The 23,560-nt window shown below is 73.7% G+C and carries 18 protein-coding genes and 1 pseudogene; 8 read left to right on the top strand and 11 right to left on the bottom strand.

Annotated elements, in window-relative coordinates; translation table 11 throughout:
- Positions 1–11 precede the first annotated feature (11 nt).
- From DDP54_RS08495 to DDP54_RS08480, 4 genes are all read right to left on the bottom strand, one after another.
- Positions 12–242, bottom strand: coding sequence for a DUF6458 family protein (locus tag DDP54_RS08495; RefSeq protein ID WP_109131374.1), 231 nt, complete (start codon positions 240–242; stop codon positions 12–14).
- A gap of 164 nt (positions 243–406) precedes the next feature.
- Positions 407–2,449: an alpha/beta fold hydrolase gene (locus DDP54_RS08490; protein WP_242448450.1), complete on the bottom strand. Its 2,043-nt coding sequence runs from the start codon at positions 2,447–2,449 to the stop codon at positions 407–409.
- Positions 2,450–2,602: 153 nt separating this feature from the next.
- Complete coding sequence (locus tag DDP54_RS08485; protein WP_109132454.1) at positions 2,603–4,669, bottom strand: cytochrome c oxidase assembly protein; 2,067 nt, start codon at positions 4,667–4,669, stop codon at positions 2,603–2,605.
- 37 nt (positions 4,670–4,706) lie between these two features.
- On the bottom strand, positions 4,707–5,390 hold the full coding sequence (locus DDP54_RS08480) for a copper resistance CopC family protein (protein WP_158274488.1): 684 nt from the start codon (positions 5,388–5,390) through the stop codon (positions 4,707–4,709).
- A 230-nt stretch (positions 5,391–5,620) separates the two neighbouring features.
- Between DDP54_RS08480 and DDP54_RS08475 the strand changes: the two genes are divergently transcribed.
- Positions 5,621–7,339 carry an MDR family MFS transporter gene (locus DDP54_RS08475; RefSeq protein WP_242448302.1) on the top strand — a complete coding sequence of 573 codons (1,719 nt, stop codon included), beginning with the start codon at positions 5,621–5,623 and terminating at the stop codon, positions 7,337–7,339.
- A 128-nt stretch (positions 7,340–7,467) separates the two neighbouring features.
- Here DDP54_RS08475 and DDP54_RS08470 read toward each other — a convergent pair whose 3' ends face one another.
- The 4 genes from DDP54_RS08470 to hisC all read right to left on the bottom strand — a co-directional run bounded on the left by DDP54_RS08470 (position 7,468) and on the right by hisC (position 12,415).
- On the bottom strand, positions 7,468–8,928 hold the full coding sequence (locus DDP54_RS08470; RefSeq protein ID WP_109131370.1) for a dihydrolipoamide acetyltransferase family protein: 1,461 nt from the start codon (positions 8,926–8,928) through the stop codon (positions 7,468–7,470).
- A 31-nt stretch (positions 8,929–8,959) separates the two neighbouring features.
- A complete protein-coding gene (locus tag DDP54_RS08465; protein WP_109131369.1) occupies positions 8,960–9,967 on the bottom strand; it encodes an alpha-ketoacid dehydrogenase subunit beta in 1,008 nt (335 codons plus the stop codon).
- Positions 9,964–11,097 carry a pyruvate dehydrogenase (acetyl-transferring) E1 component subunit alpha gene (gene pdhA / locus DDP54_RS08460; RefSeq protein ID WP_109131368.1) on the bottom strand — a complete coding sequence of 378 codons (1,134 nt, stop codon included), beginning with the start codon at positions 11,095–11,097 and terminating at the stop codon, positions 9,964–9,966. The genes DDP54_RS08465 and pdhA overlap by 4 nt, the downstream gene beginning before the upstream one ends.
- 253 nt (positions 11,098–11,350) lie before the next feature.
- On the bottom strand, positions 11,351–12,415 hold the full coding sequence (gene hisC / locus DDP54_RS08455; RefSeq protein WP_109131367.1) for a histidinol-phosphate transaminase: 1,065 nt from the start codon (positions 12,413–12,415) through the stop codon (positions 11,351–11,353).
- A gap of 67 nt (positions 12,416–12,482) precedes the next feature.
- Between hisC and DDP54_RS08450 the strand changes: the two genes are divergently transcribed.
- A complete protein-coding gene (locus tag DDP54_RS08450; protein ID WP_109131366.1) occupies positions 12,483–12,866 on the top strand; it encodes a phage holin family protein in 384 nt (127 codons plus the stop codon).
- Between the two features lie 33 nt (positions 12,867–12,899).
- Here the strand turns inward: DDP54_RS08450 and DDP54_RS08445 are convergent, their stop codons facing one another.
- Positions 12,900–14,318 carry a hypothetical protein gene (locus tag DDP54_RS08445; protein ID WP_109131365.1) on the bottom strand — a complete coding sequence of 473 codons (1,419 nt, stop codon included), beginning with the start codon at positions 14,316–14,318 and terminating at the stop codon, positions 12,900–12,902.
- Entirely contained in the window at positions 14,315–14,590 is a 276-nt protein-coding gene (locus tag DDP54_RS08440; protein ID WP_109131364.1) for a hypothetical protein, read from the bottom strand. Before DDP54_RS08440 ends, DDP54_RS08445 begins: the two co-directional genes overlap by 4 nt.
- 158 nt (positions 14,591–14,748) lie before the next feature.
- Here DDP54_RS08440 and purB point away from each other — a divergent pair.
- A pseudogene (purB, locus tag DDP54_RS08435) lies at positions 14,749–16,184 on the top strand (adenylosuccinate lyase).
- A 294-nt stretch (positions 16,185–16,478) separates the two neighbouring features.
- A complete protein-coding gene (locus DDP54_RS08430; protein ID WP_242448449.1) occupies positions 16,479–17,321 on the top strand; it encodes a hypothetical protein in 843 nt (280 codons plus the stop codon).
- A 119-nt stretch (positions 17,322–17,440) separates the two neighbouring features.
- On the opposite strand, the gene DDP54_RS08425 is transcribed toward DDP54_RS08430, so the two are convergent.
- Positions 17,441–18,778, bottom strand: a complete 1,338-nt coding sequence (locus DDP54_RS08425) for a glutamyl-tRNA reductase (protein ID WP_242448301.1) — start codon at positions 18,776–18,778, stop codon at positions 17,441–17,443.
- 45 nt (positions 18,779–18,823) lie between these two features.
- On the opposite strand from DDP54_RS08425, the gene hemE reads away from it, so the two are divergent.
- The 4 genes from hemE to DDP54_RS08405 all read left to right on the top strand — a co-directional run bounded on the left by hemE (position 18,824) and on the right by DDP54_RS08405 (position 23,546).
- Positions 18,824–19,888 carry a uroporphyrinogen decarboxylase gene (gene hemE, locus DDP54_RS08420; RefSeq protein ID WP_109131362.1) on the top strand — a complete coding sequence of 355 codons (1,065 nt, stop codon included), beginning with the start codon at positions 18,824–18,826 and terminating at the stop codon, positions 19,886–19,888.
- A gap of 16 nt (positions 19,889–19,904) precedes the next feature.
- The gene (locus tag DDP54_RS08415; RefSeq protein WP_109131361.1) at positions 19,905–21,518 is read left to right on the top strand and encodes an FAD-dependent oxidoreductase; all 1,614 of its coding nucleotides are present in this window, start codon (positions 19,905–19,907) and stop codon (positions 21,516–21,518) included.
- Between the two features lie 184 nt (positions 21,519–21,702).
- The gene (gene hemC, locus DDP54_RS08410) at positions 21,703–22,680 is read left to right on the top strand and encodes a hydroxymethylbilane synthase (RefSeq protein ID WP_109131360.1); all 978 of its coding nucleotides are present in this window, start codon (positions 21,703–21,705) and stop codon (positions 22,678–22,680) included.
- Complete coding sequence (locus DDP54_RS08405) at positions 22,677–23,546, top strand: uroporphyrinogen-III synthase (protein WP_109131359.1); 870 nt, start codon at positions 22,677–22,679, stop codon at positions 23,544–23,546. Before hemC ends, DDP54_RS08405 begins: the two co-directional genes overlap by 4 nt.
- The last annotated feature ends 14 nt before the right edge of the window (positions 23,547–23,560 follow it).

Genomic DNA, 23,560 nt, shown 5'->3' with positions numbered 1-23,560 from the left:
ATCCGCAGCGGTCAGACGACGGGCGGCGGCAGCCTCGTGTCGTCGTGCCGCTCGATGACCTCGCGGTGGGTCGTGTTCGCGCGCTGTGCGTTGAGCACCAGGCTCAGGATCAGCGCGAGAGCACCCCCGGCGATGCAGATGTAGCCGATCATCGTGAGGTCGACACCGCTGACGTTGTCGCGCACCGCGAACGCCAGGATGGCGCCGATGATCATCAGGCCGATTCCGCCACCGATACCCATGTGTGCTCCTCACCTGTGTGCGGGCCATGCGCCCGCTGCGGTTCCGAGTCTCGCAAGAACCCCCCGAACCCGCGCGCTGAGCGGACACACCTCACCCGGTGCGGTGCTGGCGGCCGGGGCATCGGACCAGGCAGTCAGCGGGGTGGACCGCCCACCGGAGCGCGTCAGCCGAGCAGCTCCGGCAGGCCGGGCGCCTCGTCCCCCAGCACGTGCTGAGCCAGGAACGCCTCGACGACCTGGTACCAGATGATCGCGTGCTGCGGCGAGAGGACCCAGTGGTTCTCGTCGGGGAAGTACAGGAACCGGTGCGGCGTCACGCCGTCGTCGTCGGCTGCGAGGCCCGACCGCGACACGAGGTCGTACCAGAGCCGCAGGCCCTCGCCGATCGGCACGCGGTAGTCCTTGTCGCCGTGCACGACGAGCATCGGCGTGACGATCTTGCCGACGTGGAGGTGCGGCGAGTTGTCGTCGGCCATCTCGGCGGTCATCTCGCGCTGCCAGTAGTACGACGCGTCGGTCGTCGGGCCGAACTGGTCGAGCGCCCACAGGCTCGCGTGCGTGACGATCGCGCGGAACCGGTCGGTGTGCCCCGCGACCCAGTTCGCCATGTACCCGCCGAACGAGCCGCCCATCGCGGCCGTCCGGGTCGCGTCGATGTCCGGGCGCGCGACCGCCGCGTCGGTCGCGGCCATGAGGTCGGTGAACGGCGCGCCGCCCCACGACCCCCAGCCGCGCTGGACGAACTCCTGCCCGTACCCGGTCGACAGGGCCGGGTCGGGGAGCAGCACCGCATACCCCTGGGCGACGAGCAGCCACGGGTTCCACCGCCACGACCACGCGTTCCACGACCCGAGCGGGCCGCCGTGGATCCAGAGCAGGAGTGGGGCGGGGGTGGTCGGCGACGCGTCGTCGGGCAGTGCGAGCCAGGCGCGCACGCGGGAGCCGTCGTCGGCGGTGGTCTCGATCTCGGTGAGGCGGCCGGGAAGCACGGGCAAGGGGGCGGGGGCCGGCAGCGGGGTTGCTGCGACGGGCGCACCTGACGACGTGGCGACGGCGAGGTCGATCCGCACCGGGTGCGCGGGCGCGAGGTACGACGCGCGCAAGGCGTACAGCGCGGACCCGTCCGGGCTGACCTGAAGGTCGCTGAAGACCGCGTCGTCGCAGGTCAGGCGCGTGACCGACCCCTCCCGCAGGTCGACCCGGAACACCGGGCCGCGGCCGTCGTCGTCCGCGAGCACCAGGAGCGAGGCCGAGTCCGGGGCCCAGATCGCACCGTGGGGCCACCGGTCCCAGCCGGCGGCGAGCTGCCGAGTGCCCGAGCCGTCGAGACCCACGACCCACAGCTCGACGCGCGGTGCACTGTCCGGCGCCGCGAGGGTCTCGCGGCTGTATGCGACCCAGCGGCCGTCCGGCGACACGACCGGAGACCCGAGCTCGGCATCCGGGTCGTCGACGAGGACGCGGCGCTCGCTGGTCGCGACGTCGATCGCCACGAGCCGGCTGCGCAGCTCCCCGCGCGCGAGCGGGACCGACCAACCTGAGACGACCGTGCGGCCGTCGGGCGAGAGCGCTGCGGCCTGCTCCGTGAGGGCCTGCCCGACGAGGGGAGTGACGTCCCGGAGCTCGAGCCGCGGGTCCGGGTCGCCCGCGCGCGTCGCGGTGAGGTCGGCGCGGACCGTGGCCGCGAACAGGTGCGGCTCGGCCGGGCCCAGGTCGTGGTCCCAATACCGCACGGGGTACCCGGTGTGCAGGATCGCGCCGACCTTCTTGTCCTTGCGGGCCTTGCGCAGCCTGTCGTCGTCCGCGTCGTCGAGGGCGCGCGGCAGGACGTCCGAGCCGAGCAGCACCACGCCGGCGTCGTTGGCGACATGGACGCTTGCGAACCCCGCCGCACGGTCCGCGACGACGCGCGCCTCGGCGCCGTCCGCGGGCAGCAGCCAGAGGGCCGGTACGGGCTCCTCGGTGGCGCCGTCGCGCGGCTCGGGGTCGGGACGCGCCGACGTGAACAGCAGGTCGCCCGACGGCGTGAACGCCGCGCTGGACTCGCCCTTCGCGCTGCGGGTCACGCGTCGTGCAGGCCGTTCGCCCGACGGGTCGACCTCCCACAGCGCCGTGACGTACGCGGTGCGCTTCGCGTCGAGGGTCGAGACGGCCGTGACGAGCCGGCGGCCGTCCTTCGAGAGCGTGAGCCCCGACAGTCTGGGCAGCGCGACGTACTCGTCAAGGTCGTGGAAGGGCCGCGGCGCTGCGTTCGGCTCGGGGGTCGGCGCTGCTGGAGGAGCTGCGGTCGGCTCAGGTGTCGTGGCGGTCACGAGCTACGTCCTACCACGGCCCTGTGTGCTCAGGGTGTCGGGAGTGCGTCATTCGTCGTCATGGCGAGCCATCCGCGCGAGCATCGCGTTGTACTCGTCGAGCTCGACGTCACCCTCGCGGTCGACCTGGCGGTCGCGTCGGCGAGCGGTCCGGTCGTCGGCGCGCGACCAGGACACCGCGACCGCGACGGCCAGCGCGAGGGTCGGCAGCTCGCCGATCCCCCACGCGATGCCACCGCCGGTCTGCTGGTCCGCGAGCGCCGTCGGCCCCCACGGCCGTCCGAGCAGACCGAACCAGTCGGCCGCGAGCAGCGCGTCCCCGGACATGAGGGTCACCCCGAAGAACGCATGGAACCCCATCGTTGCGAACAGCAGGAGCAGCCGCTGCGGGTACGCAGGCCGCGTCGGGCCGGGGTCGACGCCGATGAGCGCGTTGACGAAGAGGTAGCCGACGAGCGAGAAGTGGACGGCCATCGCGAGGTGCCCGACGGGGCTGCGCAGCGTCCACTCGAAGATGCCCGTGTAGTAGAAGGCGATCATCGAGCCGGCGAAGTTGGCGGCGGCGACCAGCGGGTGTGCGAAGAGCTGCCCCCACCGGCTGTGCACCAGCACGAGGATCCACTCGCGAGGACCGCGCGAGGCGTCGCCGCGGACGACCGTCTGGCGCACGGGCAGGGCGCGCAGCGCGAGCGTGACCGGGGCGGCGAGCGCCAGGAAGATGGGGATGACGGTCGCGAGGACCATGTGCTCGAGCATGTGGGCACTGAACAGCACGTGCCCGTAGACCGCCGGTCCGCCGTTCGTCGTCCAGAAGAACAGCACCATCCCGACGACCCAGGAGATCGTCCGTGACACCGGCCAGGCGTCGCCGCGACGGTGCAGCCGCCACGCCCACCGCACGTAGACGACGAGGCCCGCGACCGCGAGCGCCACGAGCACGACGTCCCAGCGCCACAGCGTGAGCCAGCGCAGCGTGGTCGGCTCGGGCGGCAGGGGGTGGCCCGTGACGATGACGGCGGGCGTGCGCGCGACGACGGCCGTCTGCGGCACCGGCGGGGCCGACGACGCGAGCGCGACCGCGACGCCCGAGACGGCACCCATGACCGCGAGCTCGACGAGCACGAGGCGCCAGAACAGCCAGCCCGCACCTTCCGCGGCGGTCAGGCGCGGGATCGCGGCGCGCCGGTGCGCCAGGCCCAGCGCGCCGAGCACGACGAGCAGCAGGGCTTTGACCAGCACGAGGACGCCGTACCGCGTCGCGAGCCCGTCGAACCCGCCCAGCCGGATGACGGCGTTGACGAGCCCGGACACCCCGACCGCCGCGAGGCACCAGCCGGCGACCACGGAGTACCGCGCGGCCGCCGGCCCGACGTCGCGACCCAGCCATCGGGCCAGGACGGCGAGCACCCCGAGGGCCCCGACCCACACGGCAGCGCCGACGAGGTGCAGGAACATGGCCGACGTCGCGACCTCGTGGCTCGCGGTCCCCGCCGCGTGACCCGTCTGCCCCTGCTGCCACAGCGCGACGACGACGAGAACCGTGGCCCATGCCGCGCCGGTCGGGGTCGCGACGACGAGCGCGAGCGCCGCGACGACCGCCGCGAGGACGACGACCTCGAGCTGGGCGCGGCCGAGGTCGAAGCTCGACACGTAGTCGCCGATCTCCTGGCCGAACGTCGGTGCGTCGAGCGGCAGCCCGGCGACGTTCGCGTACGTCAGGACGAGCGTCGCGAGGCTCAGCACCGTCCAGGCCGCGGCCGCGACCCCCGCGACGAGCAGCGCACGCGGGTAGGCGTCGCCGAGCCCAGGCGGTGGGGTCGCGGACCGGTCGGCGGGATCGCCCGGGTGACGGGCGGGCGCGCGACGCGGCAGGATCCCGACCGCGAGGACCAGGGCGCCGAGGGTCAGCGCCCCGGCGAGCTCGCTCAGGATCGTGGCGACGGGCAGACCCCACCGGACGAGCGCACCCGGGTCGCGCAGCACGGTCGGGAGCGCTGCGCCGGAGAACCAGACCCCGATGAGCGCGGCCGTGAGGCCGGCGGCGGCCAGCACCGCGACACGCACGGCGGGCGTGGCGCCGCGGTGGTCGGGCGGCGTCGAAGCGATCGCCGGCACGGGCGCGGCAGGGGCAGGCGAGCGGGCCGTCACGGGGTCACGACCGGGCGGAGCGCGAACGCAGCGCGCGCGCACGACGGTGGCGGACGAGAACCGTTCCGGCGACGACGAGGACGAGGACGACAGCAGCGACGGCCGCGACGACGACGCCACTGAGGGTCCCGTCGTCGTCGGCGTCCTGGTCGGTGACGAGGGGCCCGATCTCGGCCCCGCCCGCCGGCGCCACCGGCGCGATCGAGGCGGTGGCGGCCGGTGCCGTGGTCGACGGGGTCGGCGTGGGTGTGGACGTGGGTGTGGGGCTCGGCGTGGGCGTCACGGCAGCGGCGCCGCCGACGGTCGTGGCCCCGGTTGCCGTGAACGAGAGGACACCCTCGAGCGGGTGCCCGTCGGCCGAGGTGACCCGCCACGTCACGGTGTAGGCCCCCGCGGGCAGCGCGCCCGACAGGTCCTGGCTCACGGCGGCACCGTCCACGACCGGGTCACCGGTGCTGACAGTCGTCCCGTCGGGCGCCGTCACGACGACCTCGGTGCCCAGCGACCGCGCGGGCTCGTTGAACGTCAGCGTCACGCGCGGGGGCGCCACCGCGACGGTCGAACCGTCGACGGGATCGGTCGAGACGAGCGTGTTGTGGGCCTGCGCGGCGCCGGCGCCGACGAGCGCGGCGACGGCTGCCAGCGCGAGGACGACGACGGCTCGGCGACTTGCGGTGGCTGCACTCACGGGCACCATCATCACGCGTTCGGGGGGCCGAGCGGACCCGATCGAGGACCGCACGGGTGCCCAGATCGGCGACCGGGCCGTGTCGGAGGCTCGGAATAGTGTCGCGGCACACGAGGTTGTGGACCTTCACTGGGAAGGGGCGCGTCATGCGCCCGCCACGCTCGCCGGAGCCCGAGGGCTCCACCCCGGCCTCGACGCCGTCCGTGACCGCACACCCCCGAGAGGTACCCGTGTCCCAGACCTCCCGCTCGCCGATCCCCCCGGTCGACGCCGCAGCCCCCGTTCCCGCGCGCCCGAGCGTCGCGCCCACGCACCGCCAGATCCTCACGATCCTCGGCGGGCTCATGATCGGGATGTTCCTCGGCGCCCTCGACCAGACCATCGTGGCCACGTCGATCCGCACCATCGGCGACGACCTCAACGGTCTCTCGCTCCAGGCGTGGGTCACGACGGCCTACCTGATGACGTCGACGATCGCGACGCCGCTGTACGGCAAGCTCTCCGACATCTACGGGCGCAAGCCGTTCTACCTCGGCGCGATCGCCCTGTTCGTCTTCGGTTCGGTGCTCTCCGGCACGGCGAGCTCGATGTACCAGCTGGCCGCGTTCCGCGGGATCCAGGGGCTCGGCGCGGGCGGGCTCATGTCCCTCGCGTTCACGATCCTCGGCGACCTCGTGCCGCCCCGCGAGCGCGCCCGGTACCAGGGCATGTTCCTCGCGGTGTTCGGCACGTCGTCCGTCCTCGGCCCGGTCGTGGGCGGGTTCTTCGCGGGCGCCGACTCCATCTTCGGCATCACCGGCTGGCGCTGGGTCTTCCTCATCAACGTGCCGATCGGGCTCATCGGGCTGCTCGTGATCTGGCGGGTGCTCCACCTGCCGCCCATCACCCGCGTCGACCACCGCATCGACTGGCCGGGCGCCCTCGCGCTGGTCGTCGGCCTCGTGCCGCTGCTGCTCATCGCGGAGCAGGGCCGCGAGTGGGGCTGGGGTTCGGGCCGTGCGCTGCTCTGCTACGCGATCGGGCTCGTCGGGATCGGGCTGTTCCTGCTCGCCGAGGTCGTCGCACGCGACGACGCGCTCCTGCCGCTGCACCTGTTCCGTAACCGCACGTTCGCAGTGAGCTCGGGCGCGAACGTCGTCATCGGTCTCGGGATGTTCGGTGGGCTCGCGACCCTGCCGCTGTACCTCCAGATCGTCAAGGGCATGACCCCGACCGCCGCCGGGCTCACGCTCATCCCGTTCACCGTCGGGATCATGTCCGGATCGATCCTGACCGGTCAGCTCACCGCACGGACAGGGCGCTACAAGATCTTCCCGGTGATCGGCACGGTGCTCATGGGCATCGGCGCGCTGCTGTTCTCGCGGCTCTCGGTCGACACCCCGCTGCTCGTCATCTTCGCCGACTCGCTGGTCTTCGGGCTCGGGCTCGGGTTCACGATGCAGCCGCTCGTCCTCGCCGTGCAGAACGCCGTCCACGTCAAGGACATGGGTGTCGCGACGGCCTCGGCACTGTTCTTCCGGCAGGTCGGCGGGACGCTCGGCACGGCCGTCTTCCTGTCCATCCTGTTCTCGACCGTCGGCGGCAACATCGCGAGCGCGTTCGCCCGGCTCGCGCCGACCGCAGGGTTCCAGGCCGCACTCGCCGACCCGGCGGTACGGGCCGACCCGGCGAACGCCCCGGTGCTCGCCATGATCGGCGGGCACGGCGGCGTCGGGACGGTGCCGTCGATCAACGACTCGTCGTTCATCAACGCGCTCGACCCGCGCCTCGCCCGGCCGTTCCTCGACGGGTTCGCGCAGTCGATCGACCTCGTGCTGCTCATCGCCGCGGCGATCATGGTGCTGGGCTTCGTCCTGACCGTGCTCCTGCCCGAGCTGCCGCTGCGCAACGTGTCGGGCATCCAGGGCCGGATCGACAACGAGGCCGAGGCGGCCGCGAAGGCGGTGTAGCGCGAACCGTTCGTCGACCGACGCACGACAGTGCGGGTCCGCCGTCAGGGCGGGCCCGCACTTCGTGCGTCAGGCGTGACCGTCAGGCCCGGCGTCAGGGGCCGGTCGGCATGCCGCGGGGTCGGGCGTCAGCCCCAGACGAGTCCGTGCGCCGGCTCCATCAGCACCTTGGCGATGTCGGCCAGGACGCGGGCCCCGAGCTCGCCGTCCACGAGCCGGTGGTCGACGGACAGCGCGAGCTGGGTCACATTGCGGATCCGGATCTTGCCCTTGTGCACCCACGGCTGCTCGCGGATCGCCCCGAACGCGAGGATCGCCGCCTCGCCCGGGTTGAGGATCGGCGTGCCGGTGTCGATGCCGAAGACGCCCACGTTCGTGACCGTGATCGTCCCGTCGGACATGTCCTTCGGGCTGACCCGTCCAGAGCGCGCCGTCGCCGTGAGCGCCGCCAGCTCGACCGCGAGCTCCTTGAGACCGAGCCGGTGCGCGTCCTTGATGTTCGGCACGACGAGCCCACGGGGGGTCGCGGCCGCGATGCCGAGGTTGACGTAGTGCTTGTAGACGATCTCCTGGGCCGCGTCGTCCCAGCTCGCGTTGATCTCAGGGTGCCGGTCGACGGCGAGCAGGAGCGCCTTGAGGGCGATGAGCAGCGGCGTCACGCGCACGTCGGCGAACTCGCGGTCCTCTCGCAGCCGGGCGACGAGCTTCATCGTCTTCGTGACGTCGACCGTGTGGAACACCGTGACGTGCGGGGCACTGAACGCGCTCGTCACCATCGCCTCGGCCGTGCGCTTGCGGACCGACTTGACCGGGACGCGCGTCTGGCGACCGTCCGGGGACACGACGCCCTGCGAGAGCCAGCCCGCGTCGTCCGGGTAGGTCGCGAGCGCACGCACCTGGGCGTTGTTCGAGTGCGCCAGCAGGTCCTCGCGCGTGACGATCCCGCCCGGACCCGTCGGGTTCACCGAGTCGAGGTCGACGCCGAGGTCCCGCGCGAGCTTGCGGACGGGCGGCTTGGCGAGGGCGTGCGCATGGTGCGGCTCGGCAGTGGCGGCGGCCGGGGTGGCGGCTCGCGCGGTAGCCGCCGGAGCCGGCGTCGGGGTGGGTGCGGGTGCGGGCGCAGCGGCCGACGGGGTCGCTGCGCTCACTCCGGACGTCACCGCACCGCTCGGCTGCGGCGCACGGGCGCGACGTGCGGACGCCTGCTCGCCGACCCCGTACCCGACGAGCACGGCCTCCTTGGCCGGAGCCGCACCGGCAGCCGGACCGTCGACGGCGCCCGCGTCGTCCGCCACAGGCGCGCTCGCCTGCCCGGCGTCGGGCGCGGGCGCTGCCGCCCCGCCCGGATCGGTGTCGATGATGATGATGGGTACCCCGACGTCGACCGTCGTGCCGACCTCGACGAGGATCTGCGTCACGACGCCCGCATACGGGCTCGGGAGCTCGACGAGCGACTTCGCGGTCTCGATGTCGACGATCGCCTGGTTGACCGCGACGGTGTCGCCGACGGCGACGTGCCACTCGACGATCTCCGCCTCGGTCAGTCCCTCGCCGGCGTCGGGAAGCCGGAACGACTCAAACGTAGGCACGGTGGCCTCCTCAATCTCGCCGTCGGCGGGGTCAGAACGTGAGCGTGCGGTCGATCGCCTCGAGGATCCTGTCCAGGTTCGGCAGGTAGTCGTGCTCGATCTTCGACACCGGGTACGGCACGTGGAAGCCACCCACCCGCAGCACGGGTGCCTGCAGGTGGAAGAAGCACTGCTCGGTGATGCGGGCCGCGATCTCGGCACCCGTCCCGTAGAGGACCGGCGCCTCGTGCGCGACGACGCACCGACCGGTCTTGCGGACCGAGGCCACGAGGGTCTCGGTGTCGAGCGGGGAGATCGTGCGCAGGTCGATGACCTCGACGCTCGTGCCCTCGGCCGCCGCGGTGGCCGCGGCCTTGAGCGCCGGCGCGACCGACGGGCCGTAGGCGATGAGCGTGACGTCGGTGCCCTCGCGCAGCACCCGGGCCCGGTCGAGGCCGGTGGGGGCCGCGTCGGTGTGCGGGGCCTGAGCCGGCGTCTCGAGGTCGACGTCGGCCTTGTCCCAGTACCGGACCTTGGGCTCGAAGAACAGCACCGGGTCGGGTGAGGCGATGGCCTGCTGGATCATCGCGTAGGCGTCGGCCGGGTTCGACGGGCTGACGACGCGCAGCCCGGGCGTGTGGGCGAACAGCGCCTCGGGCGACTCGCTGTGGTGCTCGATCGCGCCGATCCCGCCGCCGTACGGCACGCGGATGACCACGGGCAGCGTGAGCCGACCCTGCGACCGGTAGTGCATCTTGGCGAGCTGGGTCGTGATCTGGTCGAACGCCGGGAAGATGAACCCGTCGAACTGGATCTCGCAGACCGGTCGGTACCCGCGCAGCGCGAGGCCGATCGCGGTGCCGACGATGCCGGACTCCGCGAGCGGCGTGTCGACGACCCGGTCCGGGCCGAAGTCCTTCTGGAGCCCGTCGGTGACCCGGAACACCCCGCCGAGCGCCCCGATGTCCTCGCCCATGAGGAGGACCTTCGGGTCCTGCTCGAGCGCACGGCGCAGGCCGGTGTTGATCGCCTTGGCGAACGTGATGCGCTCGGCGGTCATCGAGCACCTCCCTGCGTCGGGGCGAACGTCGTCTCGTAGGACTCGAACCACTCCCGCTCGCCCTCGACGACCGAGTTCGGGGTCGCGTAGACGTGGTCGAACATCGATGCGGGCGGCGGCGGACCCCACGAGCGGACCGTCGTGCGGATGCGCTCGCCGAGCGCGACCGCCTCGGACTCCAGGTCGGCGGCGAACGCGGCGGGCAGCTCGCCCGTCTGCTCGAGGTGCAGGCGCAGGCGGTCGATCGGGTCGCGCTGGCGCCAGTACTCCTCCTCGGCGGCCGACCGGTACCGGGTCGGGTCGTCCGAGGTGGTGTGCGCACCCATCCGGTACGTGAACGCCTCGATGAGCGTCGGCCCGCCGCCCGAGCGTGCGCGCTCGAGCGCCTCGGCCGTCACGGCGTACGACGCGATGACGTCGTTGCCGTCGACCCGAACGCTCGGAACCCCGAAGCCGAGACCGCGGTCAGCGAGCGGCACTCGGGTCTGACGCGTCGTCGGCTCGGAGATGGCCCACTGGTTGTTCTGGCAGAACAGGACGAGCGGCGCGTTGTTGACCGCCGCGAAGACGAGGGCCTCGTTGACGTCACCCTGGGAGGTCGCGCCGTCCCCGAAGTAGGTGACGACGGCGGTGTCCCGGGTCGGGTCGCCCGTGCCGACCAGGCCGTCGCGCTGGACCCCCATCGCGTACCCGGTCGCGTGCAGCGTGTGCGAGCCGATGACGAGCGTGTACAGGTGGAAGTTGTGCGCCGTCGGGTCCCACCCGCCGTGGTCGATGCCACGGAACAGGCGCAGCAGGTTCGCAAGGTCGACGCCGCGGGTCTGGGCCACGCCGTGCTCGCGGTAGGACGGGAAGACGTAGTCCTGCGGGGCGAGCGCGTGCCCGGAGCCGATCTGCGCACCCTCCTGGCCGAGGCTCTGCGCCCAGAGCCCGAGCTCACCCTGCCGCTGCAGCGAGGTGGCCTCGTTGTCGAAGCGCCGGACGAGCACCATGTCGCGGTACATCGCGCGCAGGGCGTCGCCGTCGAGGTGTGCGACGAGCGGGCTGTAGACGGCATGGTCGACGCGCTCGCCCGCGGGCGTGAGCAGCTGGACGAGTCCGGCGTCGGTGAGTGGTCCGTTGGGGCTCACGCGGTGTCTCCTTCGCGTGCAGAGTGTCGAGTGCAGGGTGACGCGTGCAGGTCGGGGTGCTGATCGAGGTGCTGGTCAGCGTGCCCGTCCCGGTGCGACGGAGCGCTCCAGGTCGAACCTACGTCAGCGTAGGCTACGACACCGTAGGTTGTCTGAGTGCTCGTCGGACAACCTGCGCTGTGGTGACTTGTCGGGTCTCCACAGCACCGCACGCGCATCGCGCAGGACACTCCAGGGTGCACCCGACCGCGCCTCAGTGCCGGAACGTCGCCGCGAACTCGAGCAGCACGTCGGTCGCCTCGGTCTCCCCCACGCTCACGCGCACGCCGTCGCCCGCGAACGGTCGCACGATGACGCCGGCCTCGGTCGCCGCGGTGGCGAACGACACCGCCCGGTCGCCGAGGGGCAGCCACACGAAGTTGGCCTGGCTGTCCGGCACCGACCAGCCCTGCCCCCGCAGGCCGGCGAGCATCCGGCCACGCTCGGCCACGATCGCGTCGACCCGCGCCAGCAGCTCGTCGGCCGCGCGCAGCGAGGCGATGGCCGCGAGCTGCGCGACGTGCGAGACCCCGAACGGTGTCGAGGTCGCGCGGATCCCCGAGGCGAGGCGCGGGCGGGCGATCGCGAAGCCGACGCGCAGTCCCGCGAGCCCGTACGCCTTGGAGAACGTCCGCAGCACGACGACGTTCGGCTGGCCCGCGAACACCGCGAGCGCGTCGGCAGCCAGCGGGTCCCGGACGAACTCGACGTAGGCCTCGTCGAGCACCACGAGCACGTCCCGTGGGACCGCAGCGAGGAAGTCGGACAGCTCGTCGGCGTGCACCGCCGGTCCGGTCGGGTTGTTCGGGGTGCACACGAGGACCACCCGGGTCCGCGGCGTGACCGCAGCGGCCATGGCAACCAGGTCGAGCCGGCCGTCGTCGGTCACGGGCACCGGCACCCCGATGCCGCCCGCGACGGCGACCGCGATCGGGTACGCGTCGAACGAGCGCCACGGGTACACGACCTCGTCGCCCGCATCGACGACCGCGGCCAGCACGTGCCCGAGCACGGCGATCGAGCCGTTGCCCACGACGAGGCTCGCGGCCGGCACGCCCCACCGGCTCGCGATCGCCTCGGTCAGCTCGGTCGCGTACATGTCGGGGTAGCGGTTGACGTCCATCGCACCGTCGATGATCGCGGCGACGACCGACGGCAGCGGTGGGAACGGGTTCTCGTTCGAGGACAGCTTGAACGCCGCCGCACCGACCGGGGACCGACCACCCGGGACGTACGCGGGGAGAGCAGCGACAGCCGGCCGGAGGGGTACCTGGGTCACCCGACCAGCATGCCATCGCCCGACGATTCCCCAGGTGAGCCCGGGCTGCGACTGGCAGGATCAGCACATGGGCTTCCTCATGCGAGTCATCATCAACGGCGTCGCGATCTGGCTCGCGACCGTCCTCCTGTCGGGTCTGCAGATCGTCGGCGCCGACTCGACCGGCCAGAAGATCGGCATCATCGCGCTGATCGCGCTGATCTTCGGTCTGGTCAACGCGATCGTGAAGCCGCTCGTGAAGCTCCTGTCGCTCCCGCTGTACATCCTCACGCTCGGGCTGTTCACGCTCGTGGTCAACGCGCTCATGCTCATGCTGACCGCGTGGATCACGGGCCACACCGACTGGGGCCTGCGGATCGACACCTTCGGCACCGCGGTGCTCGGGGCACTCATCATCTCGATCGTCAGCTTCGTCCTCAGCGTCGCGCTGCCGGGCGGCCGCAAGCGCTGACCTCTCGGCCGCCACTGGCTCCCGCGCCCCCGTTCACCGGCTCGCGGGCGAGAGGGTCGGGACCTCGACGCCGGCGATCCCCGCGTACCGGGTCACGACGGCGGTCGTGCCCTGCGGGCCGAACACGGTCGACCCGACCGACTCCTCCCACGCGTCGATCGACGCGTCGTGGTCCGCTGCGGCGTCGACCAGGTCGAGGGTGCGGCCGTAGAGCTTGACGTCGTGAGACTCGAGGAGCGAGTGCCGAGCGACGCGATCGGCCGGGTCGTCGGCGACCGACAGGTCCCGCCGGACGGTCGTCCGGTCGCGCGTGTCCGGGTTCGCTCGGCCGTCGAGTACGGGGATCGCGTCGGTCGTGTGCTCGACGTTGAGGACCTGGACGCCGGGTTGCGTGCTCATCCCGGCAACCGGCGATCCGGCCGTGAGCACGTGGGTGATCGCGAACCGAGCCGTCACCGTGGCGGAGCCGGCGAGCGCCATGGCCGTCATGCCGCCCTGGCTGTGGCCAGCGAGCATGACGGGCTCCCCCGGCTCGATTCCCGCCTGCTCCATCGCGGCGACCGTCAGCTCGCTCGCGGCCGCGGACTGCCCGGCGAGCAGCTCGAGGTTGCTCTGCATGTCGAACGGGTTGGGCCCGCCGACCGACCCCTCCTGGGTCCCCGGCACCGCGACGAGCCACGAGCGGGAGCCGTCCGGGTGGTCGAGCCGCGTCACCTCGACCGCGCCGGGCGTCGCGTAGCCGGCGCTGACCGACCGCATCGCATCGCCGTCGGACGCCGGGACGTCCGCGCCGGTCAGGGTGCGGGTGCTGCCGAAGACCGGGACGACGAGCAGGGGACGCCTCGGCAGGAGCGTCCCGATCGGAGCGACCGCCGGACCGACGGGCGCGCCGACAAGCCGCTGGACCCCGGGCTGCAGCCCGCGCAGGAACGTCCCGACGCCGTAGAGCAGCGTCTCGGCCGCGCCGCTGCTGACCAGGTCCGACAGCTCGGGGCGACGGCCCGTCCTGGCCCAGCCCAGCACGGCCCCGGCCTCGACCGCGAAGGGTGCCATCAACGTGGCACCGAGGCCGACGAGGGGTGCCCAGGGGCTCTGCCCGAAGTTCGAGGCCGTGACACCCACGAACGCCCGCACCGCGAGCTCGACCGTCCCCTCGGCCCGCTCGTACGTCCCAGCAGCCTCGACCAGCGCCCGCGCGAGCCGCCGCAGGTTCTCCGCCGTCCGCGCCGGGGACGACGGGCTCCGCAGCACCTGGTCGAGCGCCGCCCGTGCGGACGCACCGGCACCGAACGCGTCACCGGTGAAGGTGGCGCGCTGGGCGACCCCCAGCATCTCGTCGGCCTGGTCGAGGGAGTCGGCGGCCTGGCGCAGCGCGGCCGCCGCACGGTGCAGGTCTTCGAGCCGGGCGGACGTGCCGCCGTAGCCACCCGTGACATGGAGCCCGTCGCTCACCGGGCACCGCCGAGCAGCCGCTGCGCGACGGACGTGCAGGCGCCCGCATGCGCGTCCTGGCCGGCGGCGTCGAGCACCGCGAGCGCGTGGTGGGCAGTGTCGATGAGGGCGCTCGCACGCAGCACCGCCAGCTGACCCTCGGTGAGCGCCGCCTGGTAGCGGTCGGCGGCGTCCGACACCCAGTCGACCTGGCGCGCGCGCGCGAGCGTGCGGCCCGCCTCGTCGACGAGGCCCCGGGCACGCGCCGCCAACGGGGCGATCGCGGCGCTCACCCTCGACCTGCTGTTGTGCCGACTCGATTGACCATGCGCGGGACGCTAGGGCCGGGTCATGACCGTCGACCGCGCCGTGGACGCGGGCGGTGCGGGCCGGCGTCTCACGCCCGCCTGTGGGCGGGCGCCTGCCGTGCGCGTTCTGGGAGGATGACCCCATGGGTCAACCGCGCGTCGTTCTTGCTCAGGTCGAACCGGCCATCGCGCTCGGGCCGCTCGACGGCCGGTACCGGGGGCTGTGGCGCCGCTCGTCGACCACCTGTCCGAGGCTGCGCTCAACCGCGAGCGCGTGCACGTCGAGGTCGAGTGGCTCATCCACCTCACCGCGCACCACGTGGTGCCGGGCGCACCCGTGCTGTCCGCCCGGGAGCAGGAGTACCTGCGCGACGTCGTCGCGACGTTCGGGGCGGCCGAGATCGCCGAGCTCGGGGCGATCGAGAAGAAGACCGTCCACGACGTCAAGGCGGTCGAGTACTTCCTCAAGGACCGCCTCGCCGCGGCGCCGTCCGTGCTGGGCGCCTCGACGGTGCTCCCGTCGGTCGGCGAGCTCGTGCATTTCGCGTGCACCAGCGAGGACATCAACAACCTGTCGTACGCGCTCATGGTGCGCGGCGCCGTCGAGCAGGTGTGGCTGCCCGCCGCACGCGCGCTCGTCGCTGACCTCACGGCGCTCGCCCGCGAGCACGCGAGCGTCCCGCTGCTCGCGCTCACGCACGGTCAGCCCGCGACGCCGACGACGCTGGGCAAGGAGGTCGCTGTCCTCGCGCACCGCCTGGGCCGTCAGCTGCGCCGGATCGAGCACGCCGAGTACCTGGGCAAGCTCAACGGTGCGACGGGCACGTTCGGCGCGCACGTCGTCGCCGTGCCGGGTGCGGACTGGCCCGAGGTGAGCCGGACGTTCGTCGAGCACCTCGGCCTGACGTGGAACCCGCTCACGACGCAGATCGAGTCGCACGACTGGCAGGCCGAGCTGTACGCCGACGTCGCGCGCTTCAACCGCGTGCTGCACAACCTGGCCACGGACTTCTGGACGTACATCTCGAACGGGGTCTTCATCCAGATCCCCGTCGCGGGGGCCACCGGCTCGTCGACGATGCCGCACAAGGTCAACCCGATCCGGTTCGAGAACGCCGAGGCGAACCTCGAGATCTCAAGCGCGCTGCTCGACACGCTCGCGTCGACCCTCATCACGTCCCGCCTGCAGCGCGACCTCACGGACTCCACGACGCAGCGCAACATCGGCATCGCGTTCGGCCACTCGCTGCTCGCGATCGACAACGTGCGCCGCGGCCTCGGCGGGCTCTCCGTGGACCGCTCGGCCCTCGAGCGCGAGCTCGACGCGAACTGGGAGGTGCTGGGCGAGCCCGTGCAGTCCGCGATGCGCGCAGCCTCCGTCGCCGGGGTCACCGGGATGGAGAACCCGTACGAGCGCCTCAAGGAGCTCACGCGCGGGCGCCGGCTGACCGCCGAGGACATGCGCGGGTTCATCGCCGGGCTGGGTCTGCCCGACGACGTGGCCGCCCGGCTGGCCGCCCTGACGCCCGCGACGTACACGGGCCTTGCTGCCGAGCTCGTCGGGTACCTCGAGGACTGACCAGCCGTCGGGTCCCCTGGCAGTGCCAGGGTCGTCCCGTCCGGCCGGGTGAGCTTTCCCAGCGCCACGAACGGCCCCGGTTGGTCACGCTCTCATCACACCCTCATCGAGCGGTGCGTGGCACGTTCTTGCAGGTCAGCAGCCTGCGAACGCCGCTCACCTGGACCTGGAGGCGGGCGCGGCCCTGCCACGAACGGGTGGCTCCTGGACACGCGCCCTGTTGGACCTGCACAATCGGTCCCGATCCGGCTTGTCCGGTACACCCCATTTGGCGAGGAAGCCACCGTGACCCTCATGCAGAAGGCGATCACACCGGCGTTGACCCGAGCACACATGACGCTGGGGCACGACCGCATCGCCGGCTACGCAGTGCGCGCTGAGGACGTCTCGTTCGCCACGACACCCGCGCAGCTGTTCGAGGTCCACGGTCTCGGCTACCCCGGAACCCCCTTCAGCCCGTACGCGCAGTCGATCGACATCCTGCGGTTCGAGTCGTCCTCGCACCTGCAGTACCGCGACGTGCCCGGGTACATCGTGCCGCTGTGGTGGCTGCGCCACTCGCGCATCCCCCCGGGCGCCGAGCTCGTCCGGGTCTTCGCGGACGGCACCTTGATCCTGCTCGCCCGGTACGGCCACGTCGGCACGGGGTGGAGCGTGACGCAGCCCGGCGCCCACCGCCCGTCCCTCGCATCGCTGTCCCGCTGCGTGGGGCCGGTCGCCAAGTGGCACGGTGCGTACCTCGAGGCCGACGTCATCGACGACGACCACAGCGTCATCCTCGCGCTCGCCAACCCGCCGCTCTCGGAGACGGGCTTCCGGCAGGCCCCGTCCGGCCGCTGGTACCGGCAGGTCAGGCGCGACGACGTCAGCGAGCTGTTCGAGCTGGACCTCACCGCGCGCTGGAACGGGCTCGACGTGCGCGTTGTCGACCAGTGGCAGGACTCGCAGCGGTACGTCGTCGCGCGGATCTCCCACCTCGGCGACGACGTCGAGCGGGCCGAGCGGCTGCGCCTCGACCGCATCGAGGCGGGCGTCTACGAGTCGATCGTCTACGCCGCCGAGCTGACGGACATCCAGACCAACCAGGTCGTGCCGCACACCTGGGCCGCCGGTCCGGCCCAGCGGGCCTGGGCGTGAGAGGGCACCTGCCGGCGGAGTAGACCGCCCCCCAGACGCGCGCCGGGCCTGACTCCCCCCCGTTCAGGCCCGGCGCGCACCTCTTTGGCGTCGACCCGGTCTGCGCAGTGGACCGGCCGTCAGCTGACAGCGGCCCCCGCCAGGCCAGTCACCGAGCCGGCCGCGACGCCCGTCGCACCGTCCGTCACCGCCGCCGCGTCCGTCGCAGCCGCCACGCCCGACGCGTCGGGCACCGGGATCGCCGCGAGCTCGGCCACCGCGGCGGCGTACCCGGCCTCGTCGCCCGCGCGGGCGGCATCCCGCGCGCGCACCGTCGGACCGTGCAGCGCCCGACGGGTCCGACGCCGCAGGGCACGCACCGCGCGCTCGTCGGTCGACCCGAGCTCCGCGATCGCCGCCTCGAGACCAGTCAGCACGCGCGTGCGCTCCGCGACGATCCCGGGGTTGCGCAGGCGCATCCGCCGGTCGGCCTGGAAGTCGGCGGCGGTGCGGGCGACGATCTCGTGGGCCAGCTCGACCGGCGCGGAGTGCTCGTCGGGCGCGTTCTCGCTCACGGTCGTCAGGCTCACGAGCCGCACGCCGGGCAGCTCGCGGACGCCCGGGTCGACGTCGTGCCGCAGCGCGAGGTCGACGACAGCGAGGGGACGATCGACGCCGATGCGGGCGGCGGCCAGCGCCTCGACCTCGAGAACGGCACCCGGGGCGCCCGAGCACGCCACCACGAGATCGACGTCCGTGAGCTCGGCGTGCAGGTCGGAACCGGTGATCGCCCGGGCCCCGCGTGCGGTGGCGAACGCGTGCGCCCGACCGCTCGGCGAGAACACCCGGATGTCGGAGCAGCCGCGCGACCGCAGCGCCGCGAGGCTCGCCCCGGCATAGGAGCCGGTCCCGATGAGCACGCAGCGGACGTCGGGCCAGGCGGGCAGGTCCTCCTGGACGAGGTCGAGCGCCACGGCGACCACCGAGCGCCCCGCGCCACCGAGCCCCGTGCTCGAGCCGACCGTGCGCGAGGTCCGGGACGCGGCCTGGAACAGCGCCTCGAGGTCCGACGTCGTCGTCCCGTCGCGGCGTGCGGCGCTCAGGGCGCGGCGGACCTGACCGGAGATCTCCCGCTCGCCGACCACCATCGAGTCGAGCCCGGCCGCCACGGAGAACAGGTGCTCGGCGACCTCGACCCCGGTTCCGAGATGCAGCTCGGTCTCGACCCGGTCGGCGTCGTAGCCCGAGCGGGCGGAGACGACCGCAACCGCCCCGGCGCGCGCGTCGGCCACGTGCTCGGGGCCGTCGACTTCCAGGTACAGCTCGAACCGGTTGCACGTCGCAAGGACGACGGCCCCGGTCACGGGCGCACAGCCGGCCACGATCTCGTGTCCGACGGCGTGCGTGTCGGCGGAGAGCCGCTCCAGCACTGCGAGGTCGAGGTCGTGGTGGCTGGCGATCAGACTCAGCAGCACCACGGGGCCGATTGAATCACTCCGAGGAATGTCCGGCACAATCGACGCGTGAGCCTTCCCCCCACGCATCCGCTCGTCGACGGTCGCACAACTCATTCCGCGCTCGTGACGGCGTATTCCGGCGGACGCCCGGCGCGTCGCCCGGTGTGGTTCATGCGGCAGGCCGGTCGGTCGCTGCCCGAGTACCGCGCGGCGCGGGCCGGGACCGCGATGCTCGACGCGTGCCTGACCCCCGAGCTCGCCTCGGAGCTCACGCTGCAGCCCGTGCGCCGCCACGACGTCGACGCGGGCATCTTCTTCTCCGACATCGTCGTGCCGCTGCGGCTCGCGGGGGTCGACGTCGTCATCGAGCCCGGCGTCGGGCCCGTGCTGGGCTCCGCGGTGCGCACCGCCGACGACGTCGCGCGTCTCCACGACGCCGGGCCGCTCACTGCCGAGGCGCTCGCACCGATCACCGAGGCGGTCGGCCTCACGGTCGCCGCCCTCGGCTCGACGCCGCTCATCGGGTTCGCCGGCGCCCCGTTCACGCTCGCGGCCTACCTCGTCGAGGGCCGACCGTCGCGCGACCACCTGGCTGCGCGGACGCTCATGCACGCGGACCCCGACACGTGGGCGGCGCTCATGGCGTGGGCGGCCGACGTCACGGGTGAGTTCCTGCGTGCGCAGGTGCTCGCCGGGGCGAGCGCGGCCCAGCTGTTCGACTCGTGGGCCGGGTCGTTGTCGCTCGCGGACTACGAGACGCATGCGGCGCCGTGGTCGGCGCGCGCGTTCCGGCACGTCAGTGACCTGGACGTCCGGACCGTGCACTTCGGGACCGGCACGAGCGAGCTGCTCGTCGCGATGCGGGACGTGGGTGCGGACGTCGTCGGCGTCGACTACCGGCTCCCGCTCGACGAGGCGAACCGTCGGCTCGGCGGGCGCACGCCGCTGCAGGGCAACATCGACCCCGCGCTGCTGGCCGCTCCGTGGCCGGTGCTCGAGGCCCACGTCCGCGACGTCATCGCGCGCGGCGCGCACGCCCCCGGGCACGTCGTGAACCTCGGGCACGGCGTGCCGCCCGAGACCGACCCGGACGTGCTCACGCGGGTCGCCGCGCTCGTGCACGAGGCGTAGGGCGCGGGGCGCAGGGGTGGAGTCCTGGGACGCTGTCGTCGTCGGGGCCGGCGTCGGCGGGCTCGTCGCGGCGCGTGACCTCGCCGCGGGCGGGCTGCGGGTGCTCGTGGTCGAGCAGCGCGCGACGCCGGGCGGCTCGGTCGGGCGGCACGAGGTCGCCGGGCTGACCCTCGACTCCGGAGCCGAGTCGTTCGCGACGCGGGGCGGGGCGGTCGCGGCGCTGGCCGACGAGCTCGGTCTCGGGGCCCGGATCGTCGCGCCGAACCCCCGCGGGGCGTGGGTGCAGCTCGCGTCGGGCGCCGGACCGCTGCCACGCACCGGGCTGCTCGGCATCCCGGCAGACCCGTGGTCGCGCGACGTGCGCCAGACGATCGGGCTGGTCGGGGCTCTGCGTGCGGTTCTCGACCGGGTGCTGCCCGCCCGGGTCGGCACGGGTGCGGGGTCGGCGGGGAGCGGCACGACGCTCGGGGCGCTCGTGCGGGCACGCATGGGTCGGCGCGTGCTGGACCGGCTCGTGCGGCCGGTCGTCGCGGGCGTCCACGCTGCGGACCCCGACGACCTCGCGGTCGACGCCGTCTCCCCCGGACTCCTGGCAGCTCTGGCCGCGCACGGGTCGCTCGGCTCCGCCGTCGGGCACCTGCGCGCGCTGGCACCGGCCGGGGCCGCCGTGGCGGGGCTCGACGGCGGGATGCACGTGCTCGTCGACGCGCTCGTCACGGACCTGGCCGAGCGGGGTGTGCCGGTCAGGACGGGCGTGCGGGTCGAGGCAGTCCAGCGGATCGGGGCAGCTCAGCGGGTCGAGGCCGAGCCGGGCGGGACGACCGCCCCGACGTTCGAGATCACGCTCGGGGCCGTTCCCGGGGCAGCGCCGACCGCCCCGACGTTCGAGATCACGCTCGGGGCCGTTCCCGGGGCAGCGCCGACCGCCCGGCCGATCGGACGCGCCGAGGCTCCGCCCGAGCTGGTGGTCCGCGCCGACCGGCTCGTGCTCACGACGGCCGAGGCCGCCGGGCTGCTGCCCGCCGTCGTGCCCGGGCTCGGCGACCTGCACCCCGACCCCGGTGCCGACGTCGTCCTCGTCACGCTCGTCCTCGACGCCCCCGAGCTCGACGCGGCGCCGCGCGGCACGGGTGTCCTGGTCGCGCCGGGGGTGCACCGCGTGCGGGCGAAGGCGCTCACGCACGGGACCGCCAAGTGGGCGTGGCTCGCCCGGGACGCGGGGCCCGGCCGTCACGTCGTCCGCCTGTCCTACGGCGTCGCCGGGTCGCCGGCCGTCGGCACCTACGCCACCCCGGAGGGCACCGAGCCGGCCGACCCGCGCGCTCTGGGCGACGGCGCCCTCGCGGCCCTCGCGCTGCGGGACGCCTCGACCCTGCTCGGGGTCACCCTGTCCGCCGACCAGCTGGTGGCCTCCGCGCGGGTCGCGTGGTCGCAGGCGCTGCCCCGCCCGAGCGCCGCCCACAGCGCCACGGTCGCCCGGGTCCGGGCGGCGGTCGCAGGCGTGCGTGGGTTGGCCGTGTGCGGCGCCTGGGTCGCCGGCAACGGGCTGGCCTCGGTCGTCCCGGATGCTCGTCGGGCCGCCGACGCACTCCTCCAGGAGGACCGCGACGGCGCACCGTCCGCGCTCTGACGGTCTGCCTCACGCCTCTCGACATTGCTGTGGAAATGCTGTGGGGTGGGATTGTTCGGTTCCCGGCCTTCGCAGGATTTCCTGTTGATTCTGACAATGCGTCAGCAAATTGTGCGCAGCGGGCCCGGCCCCCGGCGCATCGGCCGCTTTCGACATCGACCCGATCGTGCACGAGACTGGCGCCATGCCCTCGACCGTCCGTATCGGCACACGTGCGAGCACACTGGCCCTCACCCAGACCGGTCACGTGGCCGACGCGCTGACCCGCTCGGGCGCCGGGGACATCGAGCTCGTCGAGGTCCGCACGGACGGGGACCGGCTCACGGGCTCGCTCGCGTCGCTCGGCGGCACCGGGGTCTTCGTCACCGCGCTGCGGGACGCGCTGCTCGACGGCCGGTGCGACGTCGCCGTCCACTCGCTCAAGGACCTGCCCACCGGCCCCGCCGAGGGTCTGGTCATCGGCGCGGTCCCGGTCCGCGAGGACCCGCGCGACGCACTGTGCGCCCGGCACTCCTGGACGCTCGAGTCGCTGCCCGAGGGCGCACGCGTCGGGACCGGCTCCCCGCGCCGCGCCGCCCAGCTGCTTGCCGTCCGCCCCGACCTCGACATCGTGGACATCCGCGGCAACGTCGACACGCGCCTGCGCCGGGTCGCGCGCGACGACCTCGACGCGGTCGTCCTCGCGTGCGCGGGCCTGGCACGGCTCGGCCGGCTCGAGGCCATCACGCAGGCGCTCGACCCGGCGGTCATGACGCCGGCGCCCGGGCAGGGCGCGCTCGCGGTCGAGGTCCGCGCCGATCTCGACCCCGAGTCCCCGCTGCATCGTGCCCTCGCGGCGCTCGACCACCCGGCGACCCGGCTCGCGGTCGTCGCCGAGCGTGCGCTCCTGGCCCGCCTCGAGGCCGGGTGCGCCGCACCCGTCGGCGCGCTCGCGTGGCTCTCGCCCACAGGCGACGTCCTGACGCTCGACTCGGTCGTGACCGGCCCCGACGGACGCCGACAGCTGCGCCGGTCGGCGTCGACCGCGATGCCGGGGGCCCCGGCAGAGCCCGGGGTCGCCGACGGCCACCGCGCCCGCACCGCTGTCGACCTCGGCAACCGGCTCGCCGACGAGCTGCTCGCCTCCGGCGCCGCCGAGCTCGCCGACCTGGGACCGCGATGACCGCCACGGTCCGCGGCGCCACCACCGAACCCCCCGGCGGGCACGGTCCGCTCGACGGGCTGCGCGTCCTGGTCCCCCGCGCGACCGACGGACCCGACCCGCTCGTCATCGCGCTCACCGCCAACGGCGCCGAGCCGGTGACCGTCCCGCTCATCCAGACCGTCCCGCCCGAGGACCCGACCGAGCTCGACGACGTGCTGCTCGCGCTCGGCATCGGGTACTACGGGTGGCTCGCGGTGACGAGCGGCGCGGCGGTCCCCGTGCTGGCGGACCGCGCGGTCGAGATCGGCACGACCCTCGCCGAGCTCGTCGAGGACCTGCACGTCGCCGCCGTCGGGCCCGCGACCGAACGCGCGCTCCGGGACGCAGGCGTGCGCGTCGACCTCGTGCCCCGTGGCGCGTCGTCGGCGATCCACCTGCTCACCGCGTGGCCCCCGCTGCCCGCCGCCTCGGCGCCGGCTGAGGAGGGCTCGGCCGCGTCACGGGTCCTCGTCCCACGCGGCGACCTCGCCGCCCCCACCCTCGCGGCCGGCCTGCGCGGGCGCGGCTGGTCGGTCGACGAGATCGTCGCCTACCGCACGGTCCCCGGCCCCGCGCCCGACGACGTGACCCGCGCCGACTGGTCCGAGGGCCGCATCGGCGCCGTGGTGCTCACGTCCGGCAGCTCGGCGCGCAACCTCGTCGAGCTGCTCGGTCCCCCGCCGCCCGGCACGCTCGTCGTGTGCCTCGGCCCGAGCACCGCGGCCGTTGCTGAGCGCATCGGCCTCGACGTCGGGACCGTCGCGACCGAGCAGACGCCCACCGGTCTCGTCGCGGCGCTCGTCGACGCACTCGCTGCTACCCACCCACCACGACAGTCGAGGTGACACCGTGACCGGAC

It is taken from the genome of Cellulomonas sp. WB94, assembly GCF_003115775.1.
Classification (GTDB): Bacteria; Actinomycetota; Actinomycetes; order Actinomycetales; family Cellulomonadaceae; genus Cellulomonas_A.
Note: the sequence above shows the minus strand (reverse complement) of the source record. Positions and strands in the feature narration are given on the sequence as shown.

Excerpts from the sequence above, each read along its gene's own strand:
- DDP54_RS08450 (WP_109131366.1), top strand. The coding sequence starts at position 12,483 with ATGGGCTTCCTCATGCGAGTCATCATCAACGGCGTCGCGATCTGGCTC.
- DDP54_RS08465 (WP_109131369.1), bottom strand. The coding sequence starts at position 9,967 with ATGACCGCCGAGCGCATCACGTTCGCCAAGGCGATCAACACCGGCCTG.
- hemC (WP_109131360.1), top strand. The coding sequence starts at position 21,703 with ATGCCCTCGACCGTCCGTATCGGCACACGTGCGAGCACACTGGCCCTC.
- DDP54_RS08430 (WP_242448449.1), top strand. The coding sequence starts at position 16,479 with ATGCAGAAGGCGATCACACCGGCGTTGACCCGAGCACACATGACGCTG.
- DDP54_RS08405 (WP_109131359.1), top strand. The coding sequence starts at position 22,677 with ATGACCGCCACGGTCCGCGGCGCCACCACCGAACCCCCCGGCGGGCAC.
- DDP54_RS08495 (WP_109131374.1), bottom strand. The coding sequence starts at position 242 with ATGGGTATCGGTGGCGGAATCGGCCTGATGATCATCGGCGCCATCCTG.